General features: G+C 30.3%; 12 protein-coding genes and 1 riboswitch. Of the genes, 11 read left to right on the top strand and 1 reads right to left on the bottom strand.

Translation table 11 applies throughout. The annotated features are described in order from the left end of the window. Nucleotides 1-12: 12 nt before the first annotated feature. Nucleotides 13-750 (bottom strand): selenium cofactor biosynthesis protein YqeC, encoded by a 738-nt coding sequence (gene yqeC / locus ACYUEW_RS16265; protein ID WP_114980845.1) that lies wholly within the window; start codon nt 748-750, stop codon nt 13-15. Between the two features lie 367 nt (nt 751-1,117). On the opposite strand from yqeC, the gene ACYUEW_RS16260 reads away from it, so the two are divergent. The 11 genes from ACYUEW_RS16260 (at nt 1,118) to purC (ending at nt 19,237) form a co-directional block, all read left to right on the top strand. Continuing rightward, on the top strand, nt 1,118-2,881 hold the full coding sequence (locus ACYUEW_RS16260) for a sigma-54-dependent Fis family transcriptional regulator (RefSeq protein WP_106899829.1): 1,764 nt from the start codon (nt 1,118-1,120) through the stop codon (nt 2,879-2,881). Nucleotides 2,882-3,166: 285 nt separating this feature from the next. Next, complete coding sequence (dpaL, locus tag ACYUEW_RS16255) at nt 3,167-4,378, top strand: diaminopropionate ammonia-lyase (RefSeq protein WP_460277319.1); 1,212 nt, start codon at nt 3,167-3,169, stop codon at nt 4,376-4,378. A 22-nt stretch (nt 4,379-4,400) separates the two neighbouring features. Then, nucleotides 4,401-5,774: a nucleobase:cation symporter-2 family protein gene (locus tag ACYUEW_RS16250; RefSeq protein WP_106899828.1), complete on the top strand. Its 1,374-nt coding sequence runs from the start codon at nt 4,401-4,403 to the stop codon at nt 5,772-5,774. An 82-nt stretch (nt 5,775-5,856) separates the two neighbouring features. Then, on the top strand, nt 5,857-7,230 hold the full coding sequence (hydA, locus tag ACYUEW_RS16245; protein ID WP_045516774.1) for a dihydropyrimidinase: 1,374 nt from the start codon (nt 5,857-5,859) through the stop codon (nt 7,228-7,230). Nucleotides 7,231-7,593: 363 nt separating this feature from the next. Continuing rightward, complete coding sequence (gene ygeW / locus ACYUEW_RS16240; RefSeq protein ID WP_003484088.1) at nt 7,594-8,790, top strand: knotted carbamoyltransferase YgeW; 1,197 nt, start codon at nt 7,594-7,596, stop codon at nt 8,788-8,790. Between the two features lie 36 nt (nt 8,791-8,826). Further along, entirely contained in the window at nt 8,827-11,844 is a 3,018-nt protein-coding gene (ygfK, locus tag ACYUEW_RS16235) for a putative selenate reductase subunit YgfK (RefSeq protein WP_460277316.1), read from the top strand. Nucleotides 11,845-11,874: 30 nt separating this feature from the next. Then, complete coding sequence (gene ssnA / locus ACYUEW_RS16230) at nt 11,875-13,203, top strand: putative aminohydrolase SsnA (protein WP_460277314.1); 1,329 nt, start codon at nt 11,875-11,877, stop codon at nt 13,201-13,203. A gap of 25 nt (nt 13,204-13,228) precedes the next feature. Continuing rightward, nucleotides 13,229-14,446, top strand: a complete 1,218-nt coding sequence (locus ACYUEW_RS16225) for a YgeY family selenium metabolism-linked hydrolase (RefSeq protein WP_003484094.1) — start codon at nt 13,229-13,231, stop codon at nt 14,444-14,446. A 375-nt stretch (nt 14,447-14,821) separates the two neighbouring features. Further along, a complete protein-coding gene (gene xdh, locus ACYUEW_RS16220; RefSeq protein WP_460277312.1) occupies nt 14,822-17,377 on the top strand; it encodes a selenium-dependent xanthine dehydrogenase in 2,556 nt (851 codons plus the stop codon). 484 nt (nt 17,378-17,861) lie between these two features. Further along, nucleotides 17,862-17,963: riboswitch (purine riboswitch) on the top strand. A 90-nt stretch (nt 17,964-18,053) separates the two neighbouring features. Beyond that, entirely contained in the window at nt 18,054-18,533 is a 480-nt protein-coding gene (gene purE, locus ACYUEW_RS16215) for a 5-(carboxyamino)imidazole ribonucleotide mutase (RefSeq protein WP_003484098.1), read from the top strand. Further along, complete coding sequence (gene purC / locus ACYUEW_RS16210) at nt 18,533-19,237, top strand: phosphoribosylaminoimidazolesuccinocarboxamide synthase (protein WP_072586432.1); 705 nt, start codon at nt 18,533-18,535, stop codon at nt 19,235-19,237. Before purE ends, purC begins: the two co-directional genes overlap by 1 nt. The last annotated feature ends 49 nt before the right edge of the window (nt 19,238-19,286 follow it).

Here is a 19,286-nt window from a genome sequence, read left to right as displayed (position 1 = left end):
TAAGCCTCCAATTTAAAATGATATTAAATTATAATTTTTTTCTTTTAAGCTTCCTATAACTATTTTGTCTATAAATGAGTTAGAAATAGTTAAAATATGTTTTATTAATTCATAGGATAAAGAAATATCATGTTTGTTTTCAACTTTGTTTATAAATAATATTCTTTCTCCTAAAGAATCCTTAAAAAGTCCTAAAGGATGAGCTATTAACGAACTTATCATAGGTATAGATATTTTTTCACCTAATTTTCCATTAGTTATTTTTAAAAAATAAGATACTCTATGAACGTTAAAGTCATTTATTATTTTATTTATACAACTTATATCTAATACTCCTATAGTTTTATTTGTATTTCTACATATAACAGGCTCAGCATCTTTCCAACCTTTAATAGGCTTTCTTTTAGAGCCATCTGCCTCTATTATGGAATAATCAAAATATTTAAACTTTTCATCTAAAAAATTTTTACTAAAACCTATTAATTTATTATCGTTATGTATACATTTACCATATACATATACACCATTTTGTTTAAGGTGATCATATATATAGCAATTTTTTTCTCCAATGCATATAAAATCGTAGTATATTTTATCAGGATTGTATATTTTTGTAGTAGTTGTTGATAGAACTTTGTTATTAGGTCTTAACTCTTCTGATAAATTAAACATTAAAGAGGTTTTTCCACCAGCACCAACTATCGATATAACAGATCCTTTTTTTAAGTTTAATATATCTGAAATAAACATATTTACCTCTACAATATAATTTTATTTTTCTAAATAATTGAAGCAATAAATATGCCAAGGGTATTTATTTACAAATTAAAATAAATAGTTTGAAAATATTACGGCATAGTAATGTTATAAAATAAATTATAGTATGTATAAATAGGGGGAATAGAGCATAATTATTAAAATGATAAATATTTATAATACTGATAAACTAGATATAGCTTAGATTTTTAATGGTATATTAAAAAAAATTATCCTATTGATAAATAACACAGTTAAAAATTGTTTGTGTTTACATTTAATTGTGATAAAATAATTTTATGGGATATATTGAAGTCTGTTGTAGAAAAAAATAAAAATATTATTTAAGGAATGATATATAATGAAAAGTTCTACATTACTAGAAATTCAAGATACAGTGGCTAAGTATGCAAATATAATTTCAAATATAATAAAAGTAGATGTGGAAATTGTTGATAAAAATCTATGTAGAGTAGCAGGTACTGGTATTTATAAAAACGAAATTAATAAAGATATATCCAAGGAAGGATATGTATATGCTCAGGTTATAAAAACTGGAGATAAGCAAATAATAAAGAATCCAGGACAACATTATTTGTGTAAAAAATGTAATCATAGAGATAATTGCGTAGAAAAAATGCTTGTATGCACTCCTATAATATTAAATGAAGATATTATAGGGGTAATAGGACTTGTATGTTCAGAGGAGGGTCAAAGGAATTATTTTATAAAAAATTTTGATTCATATATTCAGATACTAGATCAAATATCAGATTTTATAAGCACTAAATCATATGAACATCTTGAAATTGAAAGAAGTCATATGATGGTGAATTTATTAAATCAAATAATAGACAGTGTAGATAAAGGTGTTCTAGTTACTAAAAATAATGAAATAGTTCATATGAATACAAGTGCTATGAAGCAACTTAAGTTAAAAGCTAATAATATAAACAAGAAAATAGCAATATCTTCTACTAGTGAATATATAATGGGCGGAGAAGTATATACTATAACTATAGATAATGAAAAGTTTGAACTTATGGGCAAGATTATACCTGTTTTCCCTATATTATCATCTTATGACACAATATTTGTATTTGAAGAAATAAAGCATTTAAAATCTAAAATATGTAAAGTTAGTGGAGGAAGAGAAGTTATAAAGGTTGAAGATATTATTGGAGAGTCAAAAGCTATGATTCAACTTAAAAATAGGATTAAAAAAATTGCCTCATCAAGTTCTACGGTTCTTATAACTGGAGAAAGCGGCACAGGTAAAGAAGTAATTGCACGGGCTATACATTGTGAAAGTGATAAAAATACTAATCCTTTTATAGCCATAAATTGTGGCGCTATACCAGATGCTCTTTTAGAAAGTGAATTATTTGGATATGTAAGAGGAGCTTTTAGTGGAGCAGATCCAAATGGAAGAGTAGGTAAATTTGAATTAGCTAATAAGGGAATAATATTTTTAGATGAAATAGGAGACATGCCTTTGTATCTTCAAGTTAAAATACTAAGAGTACTTCAGGAAAGAAAATTAGTAAGAATAGGATCTAACCATCTGATAGATTTAGATATAAGAGTTATAGCAGCTACTAATAAGGATTTAAAAAAACTCATAAAAGAAAACAAATTTAGAGAAGATTTGTATTATAGACTAAATGTTATTCCATTAAAAATACCACCTTTAAGAGAACGAAAAGAAGATATAGATCTTCTAATGAAAATGTTAATAAAAAAATATAATGTATTATTTGCTAAATCCGTTAATAAGGTTGATAAAGAATGTAGAGATATCTTGATGAATTATCCTTGGTATGGTAATGTAAGAGAACTTGAAAATGCTGTGGAATTTATGATAAATATGGCAGATGATAGTGGTATGGTGACTATGAATATGCTTCCACCTAATATAGTTGAGAATAAGAATTCTCAAGTTTATGGGATGGACATGGATGAAGATATAAAACCTTTAAAAGATATAGAGAAAGAGTATATTTTAAGAGCTTTAGATATATATGGACATGATACTAAGGGTAAGCAATTGGCTGCAAAGCGTTTAGGAATAGGTATAGCTACCCTATATAGAAAATTAGAGGAGATGAAGCATTTATCAAAATGATAAATTTTTAACATTGATTACGTTTAAAAGCAATAAAAATATGTATTTTACCGTAATGATAATTAATTATTATTTTGATAATAAAACTATATATTTTTAAATAATAAAAGATGCAAAGCAGATAATAGGCTTTGTATCTTTTTATTTTAATAAAGTATTTCTATTTTAGACAAATACCATCTCATCTAGAATTTTATATTCATAAGAAATATCAAATAGTTAAAAATTTGGCACAAGTATTGCTTATAGATATATATAAAGCAAAAAAAGAAAAGAGGTATTATTATGAGTAAAAAAATAAAATGGAAAAATAACACTATGAAAGGGGAGACGGATAAAGCATCTGTTGAATTTTTAGGAGAAGAAGAAATAAAAAAAGCTAGAGATTTTCATCAAAGCTTCCCACAATTTACAAAGACTCCTTTAGTAAATTTAGATAACTTAGCAAAGCACTTAGGTATAGCTGGAGTATATGTAAAGGATGAATCTTATCGTTTTGGATTAAATGCTTTTAAAGTATTGGGTGGTTCTTTCTCTATGGGTAAATATTTAGCCAAGAGACTAGGAAAAGATATATCAGAATTAAGTTATGAAAAACTTACTTCAGAAGAAGCAAGAAAAAAGCTTGGTGATATAACATTTATTACAGCTACAGATGGTAACCATGGTCGTGGAGTAGCATGGACTGCAACACAATTAAATCAAAAATCAATAGTGTATATGCCAAAGGGATCTTCATTAACACGTCTTGAAAATATAAGAAAAGAAGGTGCTAAAGCATCTATAACTGAGTTCAACTATGATGACGCAGTGAGACTTGCAGCCTCCCAGGCGAAAGAAAATGGATGGGTTATGGTTCAAGATACTGCTTGGGAAGGATATGAGGAAATACCTACTTGGATAATGCAAGGTTATGGAACTATGGCATCAGAAGCATTGGAACAATTAAGAGAATTAAATGTAGAGAAGCCTACACATATATTTGTTCAAGCTGGAGTTGGTTCTTTAGCAGGCGCTGTTCAAGGATATTTTGCTTCAGTATTTAAAGATGAATGCCCAATAACTGTAATAGTAGAAGCTGATGAAGCAGATTGTTTATATAGATCAGCAGTAGCTGGAGATGGAAAGCCAAGAGCAGTAACTGGAGATATGCCTACTATAATGGCTGGTCTTGCATGTGGAGAAGCGAATACTATAGGATGGGAAGTACTAAAATCTTATAGTTCAACTTTTGTATCATGTCCAGATTGGGTTTCAGCAAACGGTATGAGAATGTTAGGAAATCCTATTAAAGAAGATAAAAAAATAATATCAGGAGAGTCAGGATCAGTAACATCAGGATTGTTAAATGCTATAATGACAAACGATGATATGAAAGAATTAAGAGAACAACTAAAACTAGATGAAAATTCAAGAGTACTTTTATTTAGTACTGAAGGTGATACAGATCCAGATAAATACAGAAAAATTGTTTGGAATGGTGAATATTCAAAATAAAGAATTCATGGGGGTATAAAAAATGGATAATAAAGTAAATGAAGCAATAGCTCCTGTTGATGAATTACTTCCACCACAGCAGTTATTTATTTTAGGTTTACAACATGTATTGGCGATGTGTGCAGGTGCAGTTGCTGTTCCTCTAATAGTAGGTGGTGCACTGAATTTGTCTGCAGAACAAACAATATTTCTTATAAATGCAGACCTTTTTGTAGCAGGCATAGCAACTTTAGTACAATCTTTAGGTATAAAGAATTTTATTGGAGCGAAAGTTCCTGTTATTGAAGGTGCAAGTTTTGCTTCAGTATCGGCTATGTTAGCTATTGCGAATACTTATCCAGGAGATCCTATTACAGGTATTACAACTATCTTTGGAGCTACATTTATAGCTGGGTTGTTTTGTTTTATTATGGCACCTTTCTTCGGAAAGCTTATAAGATTTTTCCCTAAGGTAGTAACAGGTACTGTAATAACTATAATAGGAATCTCATTGCTTCCAGTAGCAGTGAGATGGTGTGCAGGCAATGATGTAAAGTCTTCTACATTTGCTAGCCCTAAAAATATTTTGTTAGCTTTATTTGTTTTAATTTTAATCTTAATTATGTATAAATTTTTCAAAGGAATTTTAGGAAATATATCTATACTATTAGGAATAGTTGTAGGAACTATTGTTGCTTCAATGTTAGGAATGTCTGATTTTACTAGGGTTCATAGTTCAGGTTGGATTAATATAGATATTCCTTTATATTTTGGTGCTCTTAAATTTGACTTGACAGCTATAATTTCAATGATATTAGTTATGTTAGTTATGATGACAGAAGCTACAGGAAATATGATAGCTATACATGAAATGGTTGGAAAAGATATTGACGATAAAAATTTAACTAGAGGTCTTAGAACAGATGGATTTGCTACAATGCTTGCAGGTATATTTAACACCTTCCCTCATACTGCTTTTGGTCAAAATGTAGGGCTTGTAAATTTGACTGGTGTAAAAAGTCGTTTTGTAGTAGCAGCTTCAGGTGGAATTCTAATATTATTAGGATTATTCCCAAAAGCAGGAGCAGTAGTTGCATCTATACCATATCCTGTTCTTGGTGGAGCTGGTATAGCTATGTTTGGCATGGTAGCTTCAGGTGGAATCTCAAGCCTTGGTCAGGTTGAATTTAAAGGAACTAAAAATGGGATGATAATAGCAGTAAGTATTGGGCTTGCTATGATTCCTTTAGCAGTACCAACTTTTTATAGTAAATTTCCCCAATGGGTAGAAACTCTTTTTCATAGTGGGATAACAACTGGTAGTTTAACAGCAATACTTTTAAATTTATTTTTTAATGAACTTGGAAAGAATAAAAATTTATTAATAAAAGACGATAAAGAGATAGCTATAAAATAGAAATAGCTGATAAAGAAATAAAAAAATATATAAATTTAAAATCATTTTTCACAATATTCACAAAAGGAGATGCGATTTTACGATGGCCACTTTAATAAAAAATGGAATTATTGTTACTTCAGGAGATACCTTTAAAGGAGATATTTATATAAGAAATGGTATCATAACTAAAATAGGGATGGATTTAATTGAAGAGGCTGACGAAATCATTGATGCTCATGGGAAATATGTAATTCCTGGAGGAGTAGATGTTCACACTCACCTTAATTTAGATGTAGGAATAGCTGTAGCTACGGATGATTTTTATACTGGAACTGTAGCAGCTGCATGTGGTGGTACTACAAGTATAGTAGATCATTTAGCATTCGGACCTAAAGGATGTGATTTACACCATCAAATAAATTTATATCATAATTATGCTAAGGGGAATGCAGTTATAGACTATGGTTTTCATGGTGTTATACAACATGTAAACGATAATATATTACAAGAACTTGAAGACCTCTCCTGTGAAGGAATAACAAGCAATAAAGTTTATTTAACTTATGATTATAAATTGAGTGATTTAGAAATATTTAAAGTACTTATGAAATCTAAAGAAATTGGTATACTTACAGCTGTACATCCAGAAAACAATGATATGGTTAACTATCTTAGACAATATTATTCAAACAATGGTTTTACATCTCCTATATATCATGCAAAAAGTAGACCAGTATGTTGTGAGGGAGAATCTATAAATAGAATGCTAAATATCGCTAGTGTAGCAGGAGATTCTCCTCTGTACATAGTACATCTTTCCTGTAAGTTAGGGTTAGATTATATAAAAATGGCTATAGATAGGGGACAAAAAAATATTTTTACAGAAACATGCCCTCAATATCTTTTTTTAGATGAAAGCAGATATAATGGTAAAAATAATGAAGGATTAAAATATATTATGAGTCCTCCCCTAAGAGAAAAATCTAATCAAGATGCCTTGTGGAAAGGGATTCAAGATGGATATATACAAGTTATTGCTACAGATCATTGTCCATTTAACTTTAGTATAGAAAAACAATTAGGAAAAGATGATTTTACTAAATGTCCAAGTGGAGTACCAGGTATAGAAACTAGAATACCTTTAATTTTTTCAGAGGGCGTTATGAAAAAAAGAATATCCTTAAATAAATTTGTAGATTTAGTAAGTACAAAACCTGCAAAAATATTTGGACTATATCCAAAGAAAGGAACTATTGCAGTTGGTTCTGATGGAGATATTGTTATAATTGATCCTAATAAAAAAGTTAAGATTACCAAATCTATGTTACATGAAAATGTTGATTATACTCCTTATGAAGGATTTGAACTTCAAGGGTATCCAGTAATGACAATTTCAAGGGGAAAAATCATAGTAAAAGATAATAAATTTATTGGAGAAAAAGGATACGGACAATTTTTAAAAAGAAAAAAATAGATTTTTTTAGTATTAAATAAATAATAATTTTGTAATTATAAAGAACCTTTTGTAGATTTAAAAAAGGTTCTTTTTTTAGAATTTATCAAAATGATAAGAAATATTAACAAGTTAAGCATTATAATGAATATTTATAACATTTAGTAAATTTATTATTAAAATGATAAATTTATCATTTTAATAATAAATTTATTGAGATAATTTTTCTAAATTAACCACTTATAGGCTTTAGACTGTTTGGCATAAATATTGCTTATATAAAATAGTAAAGGAGGATATAAAAGGTAAAAAGAAAACTTGAGAACTTTAATTAATTTAGTATGTAAATTTAAAATTTAATTATAAAAATTAGGAGGCGTATTTATGCAAGAGATTAAAAAATTAACTGAAAAATTAGAAAGTTTAAAATATGACAAAATGTATAATAATGATTTTTTCTTAACCTGGGAAAAGACTGATGATGAACTTAAAGCAGTATTCCAAGTAGCAGATATTTTACGCAAAATGAGAGAAAACAATATATCTACAAAAATATTTGATAGTGGATTAGGTATTTCAGTATTTCGTGATAATTCAACAAGAACAAGATTTAGTTTTGCAAGTGCATGTAACTTATTAGGTTTAGAAGTTCAAGATTTAGATGAAGGAAAATCTCAAATTGCTCATGGTGAAACAGTACGTGAAACAGCAAATATGATTTCTTTTATGGCTGATGTTATAGGCATTAGAGATGATATGTTTATAGGTAAAGGAAATAAATATATGCATGAAGTATCTGATGCAGTTCAAGAAGGATACAAATCAGCGGTTTTAGAACAACGCCCTACACTTGTAAATCTTCAATGTGATATAGATCATCCAACTCAATGTATGGCAGATTTACTTCACATGATTCATTATTTTGGAGGAATAGAAAATCTTAAAGGTAAAAAAATAGCTATGTCTTGGGCATATTCACCATCTTATGGTAAGCCACTTTCAGTTCCTCAAGGTGTAGTGGGTTTAATGACAAGAATGGGAATGGAAGTTGTGCTTGCTCATCCAGAAGGATATGATTTAATGCCGGAAGTAGAAGAAGTAGCAAGAAAAAATGCTAAAGTAAGTGGTGGTAAGTTTACAAAAACTAATTCAATGAAAGAAGCTTTTGAGAATGCAGATATAGTATATCCTAAGAGCTGGGCACCTTTTGCATTTATGGAAAGACGTACAAACCTATATGGAGAAGGCAAGTTTAAAGAAATAGATGTTTTAGAAAAAGAATTATTAGAAGAAAATGCTAAACATAAAGATTGGGAATGTACAGAGGAAATGATGAAACTTACTAAAGATGAAAAAGCATTATATCTACACTGTTTACCAGCGGATATTACTGGAGTTAGTTGCAAGGAAGGAGAGGTAGCTGCATCAGTATTTGATCGTTATCGTGAACCACTTTACAAAGAAGCTGGATATAAGCCTTATATCATTGCTGCAATGATGTTTTTGAGCAAAGTTAAAAATCCAGCCCTAAAGTTTGAAGAACTTCTAAAGGCAAACAAGCCAAGATTTTACGGAAAATAATTTTATAAAAATTATATATTTAAGGGGGAAGTTTATATGGGTGATAAGATGCGACCAATTTCTTTCAATAAAATGGTTACATGGATTACTAAAGAGTTTAAAGAAAAAGAATCTATTTTTGGAATTCATAAGAACAAGTTTTATAAAAATGATAGTGAGAAATATATAGAATTATTTGGTAAAAAATTAGCATCGCCACTTGGTCCAGCAGCAGGTCCTAATTCTCAATTAACACAAAACATAGTTGCGTCTTACTTAACAGGAAGTCGTTTTATTGAATTAAAAACAGTACAAGTTATTGATGGAGAGGATTTACCTGTAGCTAAACCATGTATCCATGCACAAGATGAATGCTATAATGTTGAATGGTCTACAGAACTAACAGTACCAGAGGCTTATGATGAATACATAAAGGCTTGGTTTTTACTTCATGTTCTAATGAAAGAATTAAATTTAAGTGAAGAAAGAGACTTTATGTTTAATATGAGTGTAGGTTATGATTTGGATGGAATAAAATCACCTAAAGTTGATGCTTATATAGACGGAATGAGAAATGCATCTACTACAAAAATTTGGAATGAGTGCAGGGAAATATTACTTTCTAACATAGATTTGTTCTCTAATTTTAGTAAAGAAGATTTGGATAAAATTTCACCAGCAGTTTGTCCATCTATTACATTATCTACACTTCATGGATGTCCGCCAGAAGAAATTGAAAAGATTGCAAAGTATCTTTTAGAAGAAAAAAATCTTCATACTTTTATAAAGATGAATCCAACCCTTTTAGGAGAAAAGTTTGTTAGAGATACCTTTGACAAAATGGGATATGATTATGTAGTTCTTAATCCCAATCACTTTATAAATGACTTGCAATATAAAGATGGAGTATCCATGCTTAAACGTCTAAAATCTCTTGCTAAAAAGTTAGAGTTAGAAATAGGAGTAAAGCTTACAAACACACTGCCAGTTAAGATTGAAAATGCTGAGTTACCTGGAGAAGAAATGTATATGTCAGGACGTTCTCTTTTCCCACTTACAATATCTTTAGCAAGTAAACTAGCTTCAGAATTTGATGGGGATTTACAGATATCTTATTCAGGTGGTGCAGATTTCTTTAATGTAGAAAAGATTTTAAAAGCAGGTATTCAACCAATTACTTTTGCAACTACTATTTTGAAACCAGGTGGTTATGAAAGAATAACTCAAATGGCTAAAAAGGTAGAAGAGCATCTTAAAGGTGAATTTAAAGGTATTGATATAAAATATTTAAATGATCTTGCCAATTCAGCTTTAACTGATAAATATCATCTTAAAGATCTTAGACCTGTAAATAGCAGAAAGATTTCTTTAGAACTTCCAACTTATGATTGTGCAATAGCACCTTGTACTATAGGATGTCCTATAAATCAACAAATACCTGAATATGTATCTTTAGTTGGTGAAAAAAAATATGATGAAGCTTTTGAAGTAATAGCTAAGGATAATACTTCACCAGCAATAACAGGTACTATATGTAATCATAACTGTCAATATAAATGTACAAGACTTGATTATGATGAATCAGTTCTAATTAGAGATATGAAAAAAGTAGCTGTTTTAAATTCTGAAGATAAATATATTGAAAACATTAAAGAAGCTAATATAAGAAGTGACAAAAAAGTAGCGGTTATAGGAGCTGGGCCGGCAGGATTGTCAGTAGCACTATTTTTAAGAAGAAATGGTGTAGATGTAACTGTAATGGATAGAAAAGAAAAGCCTTACGGAGTTATAGAGTATGTTATTCCAGAGTTTAGAATTTCTTCTGAAATGATTAAAAAAGACTTTGATCTTGTTAAAAAACAAGGAGTTAAATTTAAATTTGGTATTGATGAAAATTTAGATATAGATGCTCTAAAAAAAGAATATGATTATGTGGTATTAGCAATAGGTGCATGGAAACCAGGTAAGCTAACATTAAAAGAGGGCGGAGAAAAAGCTATTGATGCTATTTCATTCCTTGAAAACCACAAAAAGTCTAAAGGAGATATTGATTTAGGAAAACATGTCTGTATTATTGGCGGCGGCGATGTAGCTATGGATGCAGCACGTGCAGCTAAGAGAACTAATGGAGTAGAAGAAGTTTCCATAGTTTATAGAAGAACTAAAAAATATATGCCAGCTAGCCTAGAAGAAATAGAGTTGGTTCAATCAGAAGGTATATTATTTAAAGAGTTACTTTCACCAATGTCTATAAAAGATTCAAAATTAATTTGTGAAGAGATGAGATTAGGGAAAAAAGATACTTCAGGAAGAAGAAAGCCTGTTGGCACTGGTAATACTGTGGAATTAAAAGCGGATACAGTTATTTTGGCTGTAGGACAACAAGTAGATAGTGATCTACTTAAAAATAACAAAATAGAATTAGATGCTAAGGGATTCCCTAAGGTAAATGAAGCGCGTGAAACAAATATTACTAATGTGTATGTGGCCGGAGATATGAAAAAAGGACCAGCTACCATTGTTAAAGCTATGGCTGATGGTAAGGCAGTATGTAAAGACATTTTATTAAAAGAAGGACTAAGTAATGATTTTGATAAGAAAGTCTTTTCTATAAATGAGAAAAAAGTATACAGTAAAAAGGGTATATTAAAAGATCATAATTGTTTAGAAAATGAATCAGAAAGATGTCTATCTTGTAGCAACATATGTGAATTATGTGTAGATGTCTGTCCTAACAGAGCTAATGTAGTTATTAATGTAGATGGAGAATTTGATTCTTCACATCAAATAGTACATTTAGATGGAATGTGTAATGAATGTGGTAACTGTGGTATATTCTGTCCTTACAAAGGAAATCCATATAAAGATAAATTAACACTTTTCTGGACTAAGGAGGATTTTGAAAATAGTACAAATAAAGGATTCTTAGTTATAGATAAAGATAAGGGAATCTGTAAGGTTAGAAGAGAAGATGCTGAAATTATAGATTATACTATTGGAAAAGAAAATGATGCTTCAAAAGAAATGGACAGTATGATTAAAACTTTCATAAATGAATATAGTTATATGTTATAAATGAATATTAAAAATGGGGAGGTAAATCATATGTTGCTGATCGGAAATGGAAAGGTTATAACTAGAGATAATACTAGACCAATCATAGACAATGGATGTATTGCTGTTGATGAAAATAAAATAATTGAGATTGGATCAACAGAAACTTTAAAAAATAAGTATAAGGAATCTCAATTTATAGATGCAAAAGGAAAACTTATAATGCCAGGATTTATAAATACTCATATGCATTATTATAGTACTTTTGCTAGGGGAATGGCTAATGATAGTCCGTCAGCAAAGTCATTATGTGACATACTTACAGGTCTTTGGTGGAGATTAGATAAGGTATTGACCTTAGAAGATGTTTACTATAGTGCTGCGGTACCTATGATTGATCAAATAAAAAATGGTGTAACAACTGTATTTGATCACCATGCTAGTGCTCACGCTGTTAAAGGAAGCTTATTTAAAATTGCAGAAGCAGCAGAGACAATGGGAATTCGTAGTAATTTGTGTTACGAAACTTCTGATAGAGATGGGGAAAAGATTGCACAAGAAGGCATTAATGAGAATGTAGAATTTATTAAGCACTGTAATGCTAAAAATGATGATATGATCAAAGGTATGTTTGGGCTTCATGCATCTATGACAATATCTGATAAAACTCTAGAAAAATGTGTAGACGCAGTTAAAGGTTTAAATACAGGATTCCATGTTCATTGTGGAGAAGGTATTGAAGATTTAGAGGATTCAAAGAAAAAATACAGCAAGGGAATTATAGAAAGATGGAATGATGCAGGAGTTCTTTGTGATAAAACTATAGCTGTACATTGTATTTATGTTTCAGATGAAGAAATGGATATGCTTAAAGAAAAGAATACAATAGTAGTTCATAATCCAGAATCTAATATGGGTAATGCAGTAGGCGTTTCTCCAGTACTTAAGATGTACAAAAAAGGTATTTTATTAGGATTAGGAACTGATGGATACACTCCAGATATTATTGAATCTTATAAAGTAGCAAACATTATTCATAAACATGCTGCCGGTGATTCAACTGTTGCATGGACCGAAATTCCTGAAATGTTATTTAAAAATAACAGGAAAATTACTGAAAGATTTATTGATGGTAAGGTTGGAGTTTTAAAAGAAGGTGCTCTAGCAGATATAATCGTAGTAGATTATAATCCACCAACACCAATTAATGAAAATAATATAAATGGTCATATATTATTTGGTATCAATGGAAGACATGTAGATACAACTATTATAAATGGTAAAGTTTTAATGGAAGACAGAAAACTTCTTCATGTCGATGAAGAGAGAGTTATGGCTAGAAGTAGAGAACTAGCAAAAGAAGTTTGGAAACGATTCTAATATAAAAAATTTTGGAGGGATTTAAATGGAAAACATTAAAAAGGAAGAAATATTAAAATTAGCTGGAAAGTACAAATCAGAAATGTCAAAATTCTTAAGAGATATGGCTAGAATTCCAAGTGAAAGTTGCGATGAAAAAGGCGTAATACTTAGAATAAAAGAAGAGATGGAAAAAGTAGGCTTTGATAAAGTAGAAATAGATCCTATGGGAAATGTATTAGGATACATAGGCCATGGAAAACATGTTATCGCTATGGATGCTCACATAGATACAGTTGGAATAGGCGATAGAAATTTATGGAACTATGATCCTTATGAAGGCTATGAAGATGATGAAATAATAATAGGAAGGGGAGTAACAGACCAAGAAGGCGGAATGGCCTCTATGGTATATGCAGGTAAAATAATTAAAGATCTTGGTTTAGAGGATGATTATACATTAATAGTAACAGGTACCGTTCAGGAAGAAGATTGTGACGGATTATGCTGGCAATATATAGTTAATGAAGATAAAATAAAGCCAGAATTTGTTGTAATTACAGAACCAACTTCTTTAAATATATATAGAGGGCATAGAGGAAGAATGGAAATAAAAGTTACAACCCATGGTATTAGTTGCCATGGATCAGCACCTGAAAGAGGGGATAATGCAATATTTAAAATGGCTCCTATATTAAACGAATTAAAAGCTTTAAATGAAAATTTAAAGGATGATGAATTCTTAGGAAAAGGTACTTTAACTGTATCTGAAATATTCTTTTCATCACCTTCCAGATGCGCTGTTGCAGATGGATGCACTATATCTGTAGATAGAAGACTTACTGATGGTGAGACTTGGGAATATGCAATTCAACAGATTAAGAATTTACCATCAGTTAAAGCTGCAAAGGCTGAGGTTGAAATGTATAGTTATGAAAGACCTTCATATACTGATTTGGTATATCCAACAGAATGTTTCTTTCCAACTTGGGTATTAAAAGAAGATCATCCAATATGTGAAACAGCTGTGAAGTGTTATAAAGATTTATTTAAAAGTGAGCCAAAGGTTGATAAATGGACATTCTCCACAAACGCAGTTTCTATAATGGGAAGATATGGAATACCATGCATTGGATTTGGACCAGGACATGAAGATCAAGCGCATGCACCTAATGAAAGAACTTGGAAAGAAGAATTAGTAAAAGCTGCAGCAATGTATGCTCTTATACCAATAACTTATGTAAAAGAATTTGTTAATAAATAATAATGTAAGTATATATTAAATTGTGCTGTGTAATAAAATAGGATTCTGATTTATTTTATTAGTATATTTTAAAAAGTTAGTATATTTTAAATAATAAAAATAAATGATGAAATGGAGAAAATTTATCTCCATTTCTTCATTATACATTTTTTTATCATAAACAGAGTTCTTGGCTTTAGAGGGAGCTTTTATTCCTATTACAGCTTATAAAATAGTTATCCAGGGATGTAGCTACTCTTTATTCCAACTTTTAAGAAGATGAGAGTATTAGAGGTAGTAGTCATCATATAAAGTTCATTTATAGTTTTATACATTTAGACATATAAAGAGAAAATAATAGGCTTATTGATACATAAATATATGGGGGTAATAAATGTGTATGAATTTATATTAAATGAAAGAAATGTATCTGTTTCAGAGGATATTAATTTACTTGAATATTTGAGAGATAATGAGGATTTAACTTCAGTAAAAAATGGGTGTGCAGAAGGAGCCTGTGGAGCCTGTATGATACTTGTTAATGGTAAGGCACTTAGAGCCTGTATATGTACAACTGCAAAGGTGAATGGAAAAGATGTTAAGACTGTAGAGGGGTTAACGGAATTTGAAAAGGATGTTTTTACTTGGGCTTTTTCTAAAGCTGGAGCAGTACAGTGTGGATATTGTATTCCAGGGATGATAATAAGTGCAAAGGCACTTTTAGATAAAAATCTAAATCCAAATAAGAAAGAAATTAAAACTGCTATTAGAGGAAATGTATGTAGATGTACTGGATATGTGAAAATAATAAAAGCTATTGAAATGGCAGCAGAGGCATTTAGAAATGGTAAACTTCCATTTGCGAAAGAATATAAAGGAAAAATAGGTGAAAATATTCCAAGAATAGATGCAAAAGATAAAATTTTGGGTATAGGAAAATATGTAGATGATATGAAGGTAGAAGGAATGATTTATGGTTCTGCTTTAAGAACAAAATATCCTAGAGCATTAGTAAAAAGTATTGATATAAGTGAAGCTTTAAAACATCCAGATGTAGAAACAATTATTACAGCAAAAGATGTCCCAGGAAAAAGATATATAGGACATATTATGAAAGATTGGCCTGCAATGATAGATGTGGGTGAGGAAACAAGATATGTTGGAGATTCAGTAGCCTTAGTAGCTGCAAAAAATAAGAAAGCTTTAAAAGAAATACTTAATCTAATAAAGGTAGAATATGAAGAATTAGAACCTATTTCTGATCCTAATATAGCTATGGATGAAAAGGCACCTAAAATTCATCCTAAGGGAAATATTTTAACAGTGGAAAAAGTTAATAGAGGAGATGTAGATGAGGCAATAGCCAATTCTAAGTATGTGGTTACTAATCATTATTCTACTCCCTTTACTGAACATGCTTTTTTAGAGCCTGAAAGTGCTTTAGCTATGCCAGATGGGGATGGAGTTATTATTTATACAGGAAGCCAAGGTATATATGATGAGCAGAGAGAGATTTCTGAGCTTTTAGGGCTTCCTAAAGAAAAAGTAAGGACTATTAGCAAATATGTGGGTGGAGGCTTTGGTGGAAAAGAAGATATGAGTGTACAACATCATGCGGCTCTTCTTGCATGGACTATTAAAAAGCCTGTTAAAATAACGTTAAGTCGTAAGGAAAGTATAAAGATTCATCCTAAAAGACATGCTATGGAAATGACAATTACTACTGCATGTGATGAAAAAGGAAATTTAACTGCTTTTAAAGCAGATATTATATCAGATACTGGTGCCTATGCATCATTAGGAGGGCCTGTACTTCAAAGAGCTTGTACTCATGCAGCTGGCCCATATAAATGCCCTAATGTGAAAATAAAAGGTACAGCTGTATATACTAACAATCCTCCAGGAGGAGCTTTTAGGGGATTTGGAGTAACACAATCAGTTTTTGGATCAGAGTGCAACTTAAATCTTTTAGCTGAAAAAGTTGGTATATCTCCTTGGGAAATAAGATTTAAAAACGCAGTAGAACCTGGAGATGCACTGCCTAATGGACAAATTGCTGATAAAGGAACTGCAATTAAAGAAACTATATTAGCTGTGAAAGATGTATATGAAAAGAGTAAATGTGCAGGAATAGCCTGTTGTATGAAAAATTCAGGAGTTGGTGTTGGAATACCGGATATTGGAAGATGCAACTTAGTAGTAATAGATGGAAAGGTCCATATAAGAACTAGTGCAGCTTGTATAGGTCAAGGACTTGGAACAATTCTTACACAAATAATATGTGAAACAATAGGTTTATTACCAGAACAGATAATTTTAGATTTACCAGATACAAAATTTGCACCAGATTCAGGGACAACTACAGCATCAAGACAAACAGTATTTACTGGAGAAGCCACAAGAATGGCATCATTAAAGCTTAAGGAAAAATTATTAACTACATCATTAGAAGAGTGTGAAGGTGAAGAATTTTATGGGGAATATCAAGGCGTTACAGATCCTATTAATTCTGATAAAAAGAATCCAGTAAGTCACGTGGCTTATGGCTATGCAACACAAGTGGTTATTCTTGACGATGAGGGAAAAGTAGAAAAAGTGGTTGCAGCTCATGATGTGGGAAAAGCTATAAATTTAACTAATGTGGAAGGGCAAATTGAGGGAGGAATAGTTATGGGACTTGGATATGCATTTACAGAAGATTATCCTTTAAATAAATCTATTCCAACGGCTAAATTTGGTACATTAGGTTTGTTTAGAGCTACTGACATACCAGAAATTGAAACAACAATAATTGAAAAGAATACTAATGATTTAGCTTATGGTGCAAAAGGAATAGGAGAAATTACAACCATACCAACAGCGCCAGCCTCCCAAGGAGCGTATTATAAATTTGATGGAGAATTTAGAAAAAAACTTCCTCTCAAAGATACTGCTTATAGAAGAAAAAAATAATTATCTTAGATAGCACTATTTTAAAATAGATTTAAATTCAACCATGCAAATATAAAAAATACACGTATAGATAGATCAATTATTTGACTAAGGATTTCAAATTTTCTCTATTAAAAATTTTTTACCCGGTGGAAAAGTCATGCGTGGCTTGGCCATCGGTTTTTTACCTTCATTCTTTGATTAATAACAAAAGCTCCCGATTTAAAAAGATTAGAAAATTCTAAAGTTTATTCATATGTTTATTACCATATATTATTTTGCTTGATATCTGAAAATTAAATCTATTTTATTTTCAGAAATAAATTTCTATTATAAATTATTTCTATTACAATATAATATATATTTGAGTGAATTTCTCATCTGACAAATTGTTCGTTCCATTACGAATGATATTACGAAAAAATAAATAAAATACCAATAAAATACGAATGTTTTTATAAAAGCATGTTGATTTATTAAGAATTATATGTTACCATGAGTACATAAAACAAATAAATATATCATCCATATAATCTCAATAATAAGGTTTGAGAGTCTCTACGAGGGAACCATAAATTCCCTGTCTATGGATGAATCTTAGCTATGCTTTTGCAGTGCGCTTAAGTTCCGCTTTAGGATTCTCCATAGAAATCTTAGCGGAATTTTTTATATATTTAAATATAAGGAGGTCTAGTACATGAAAGTAGCTATTATTTTTGGAAGTAAATCTGACACTGATAAAATGAAGGGGGCGGCTAAAGCTTTAAAAGAGTTTAGTATAGAATATAAAGCTTACATACTTTCAGCGCACAGAGTACCAGAAAAGTTGATGGAAACAATTGAAGATTTAGAAAAGGAAGGTTATGAATGTATAATTGCTGGGGCAGGTCTTGCAGCACATTTACCTGGGGTTATAGCTTCTCATACGATTCTTCCGGTTATAGGAGTGCCTATAGAAGCCGCAGTTGGAGGAATGGATTCACTTTTATCTATAGTTCAAATGCCCAAATCTATACCTGTAGCTACAGTGGGTATAAATAATAGTTATAATGCAGGAATGCTTGCGGTACAAATATTATCTTTAAAATATGATGAATTAAAAGAAAAACTTATAGAATATAGAAAAGATATGAAAGAAAAATTTATAAATGATAACAAAGAGGGAGTGGAGTTATAATGGAAAAGAAGGATATGTTATATGAAGGAAAGGCTAAAAAAATATTCAGAACGGATGATAAGGATACAGTTGTTGTGTATTATAAAGATGATGCCACAGCTTTTAATGGGGAAAAGAAAGGGACTATTGAAGATAAGGGAGTTATGAACAACTCTATAACAGCAATGTTATTTGAACTTTTAGAAAAAAAGGGCGTAAAAACACATTTCATAGAAAAGATAAATGAAAGAGAACAGCTTTGCAAAAAAGTAGAAATAGTTCCACTAGAAGTTATAGTTAGAAATATAGCAGCAGGAAGTATGGCAAAAAGATTAGGTCTTTCAGAAGGAAGAAAATTAGATACTACTGTATTTGAAATAAGTTATAAAAATGATGATTTAAATGACCCTCTTATAAATGACTATCATGCAGTTGCTATAGGACTTACAACCTTTGCGGAACTAAAAGAAATGTATTCTATAGCAGAAAAAGTAAATAATACATTAAAAGAATTCTTTGATGAGCAAGGAATAAATTTAGTTGATTTTAAAATAGAAATAGGAAGATTTAATGGTGAGCTCCTTTTAGCAGATGAAATATCCCCAGATACTTGTAGATTATGGGATAAAAGCACAGGGGAAAAGTTAGATAAAGATAGATTTAGAAGAGACATGGGAAATGTAAAAGAAGCTTATATGGAAATATTAAAGAGAGTCAATAAATAGATTGTTATAGTTTAAAATTATTTTTGCAGTAGCTGGGAATAGTCTAGAA

Source organism: Clostridium sp. CTA-1, from assembly GCF_054768215.1.
This window is presented reverse-complemented; position numbering and strand designations above follow the sequence as displayed.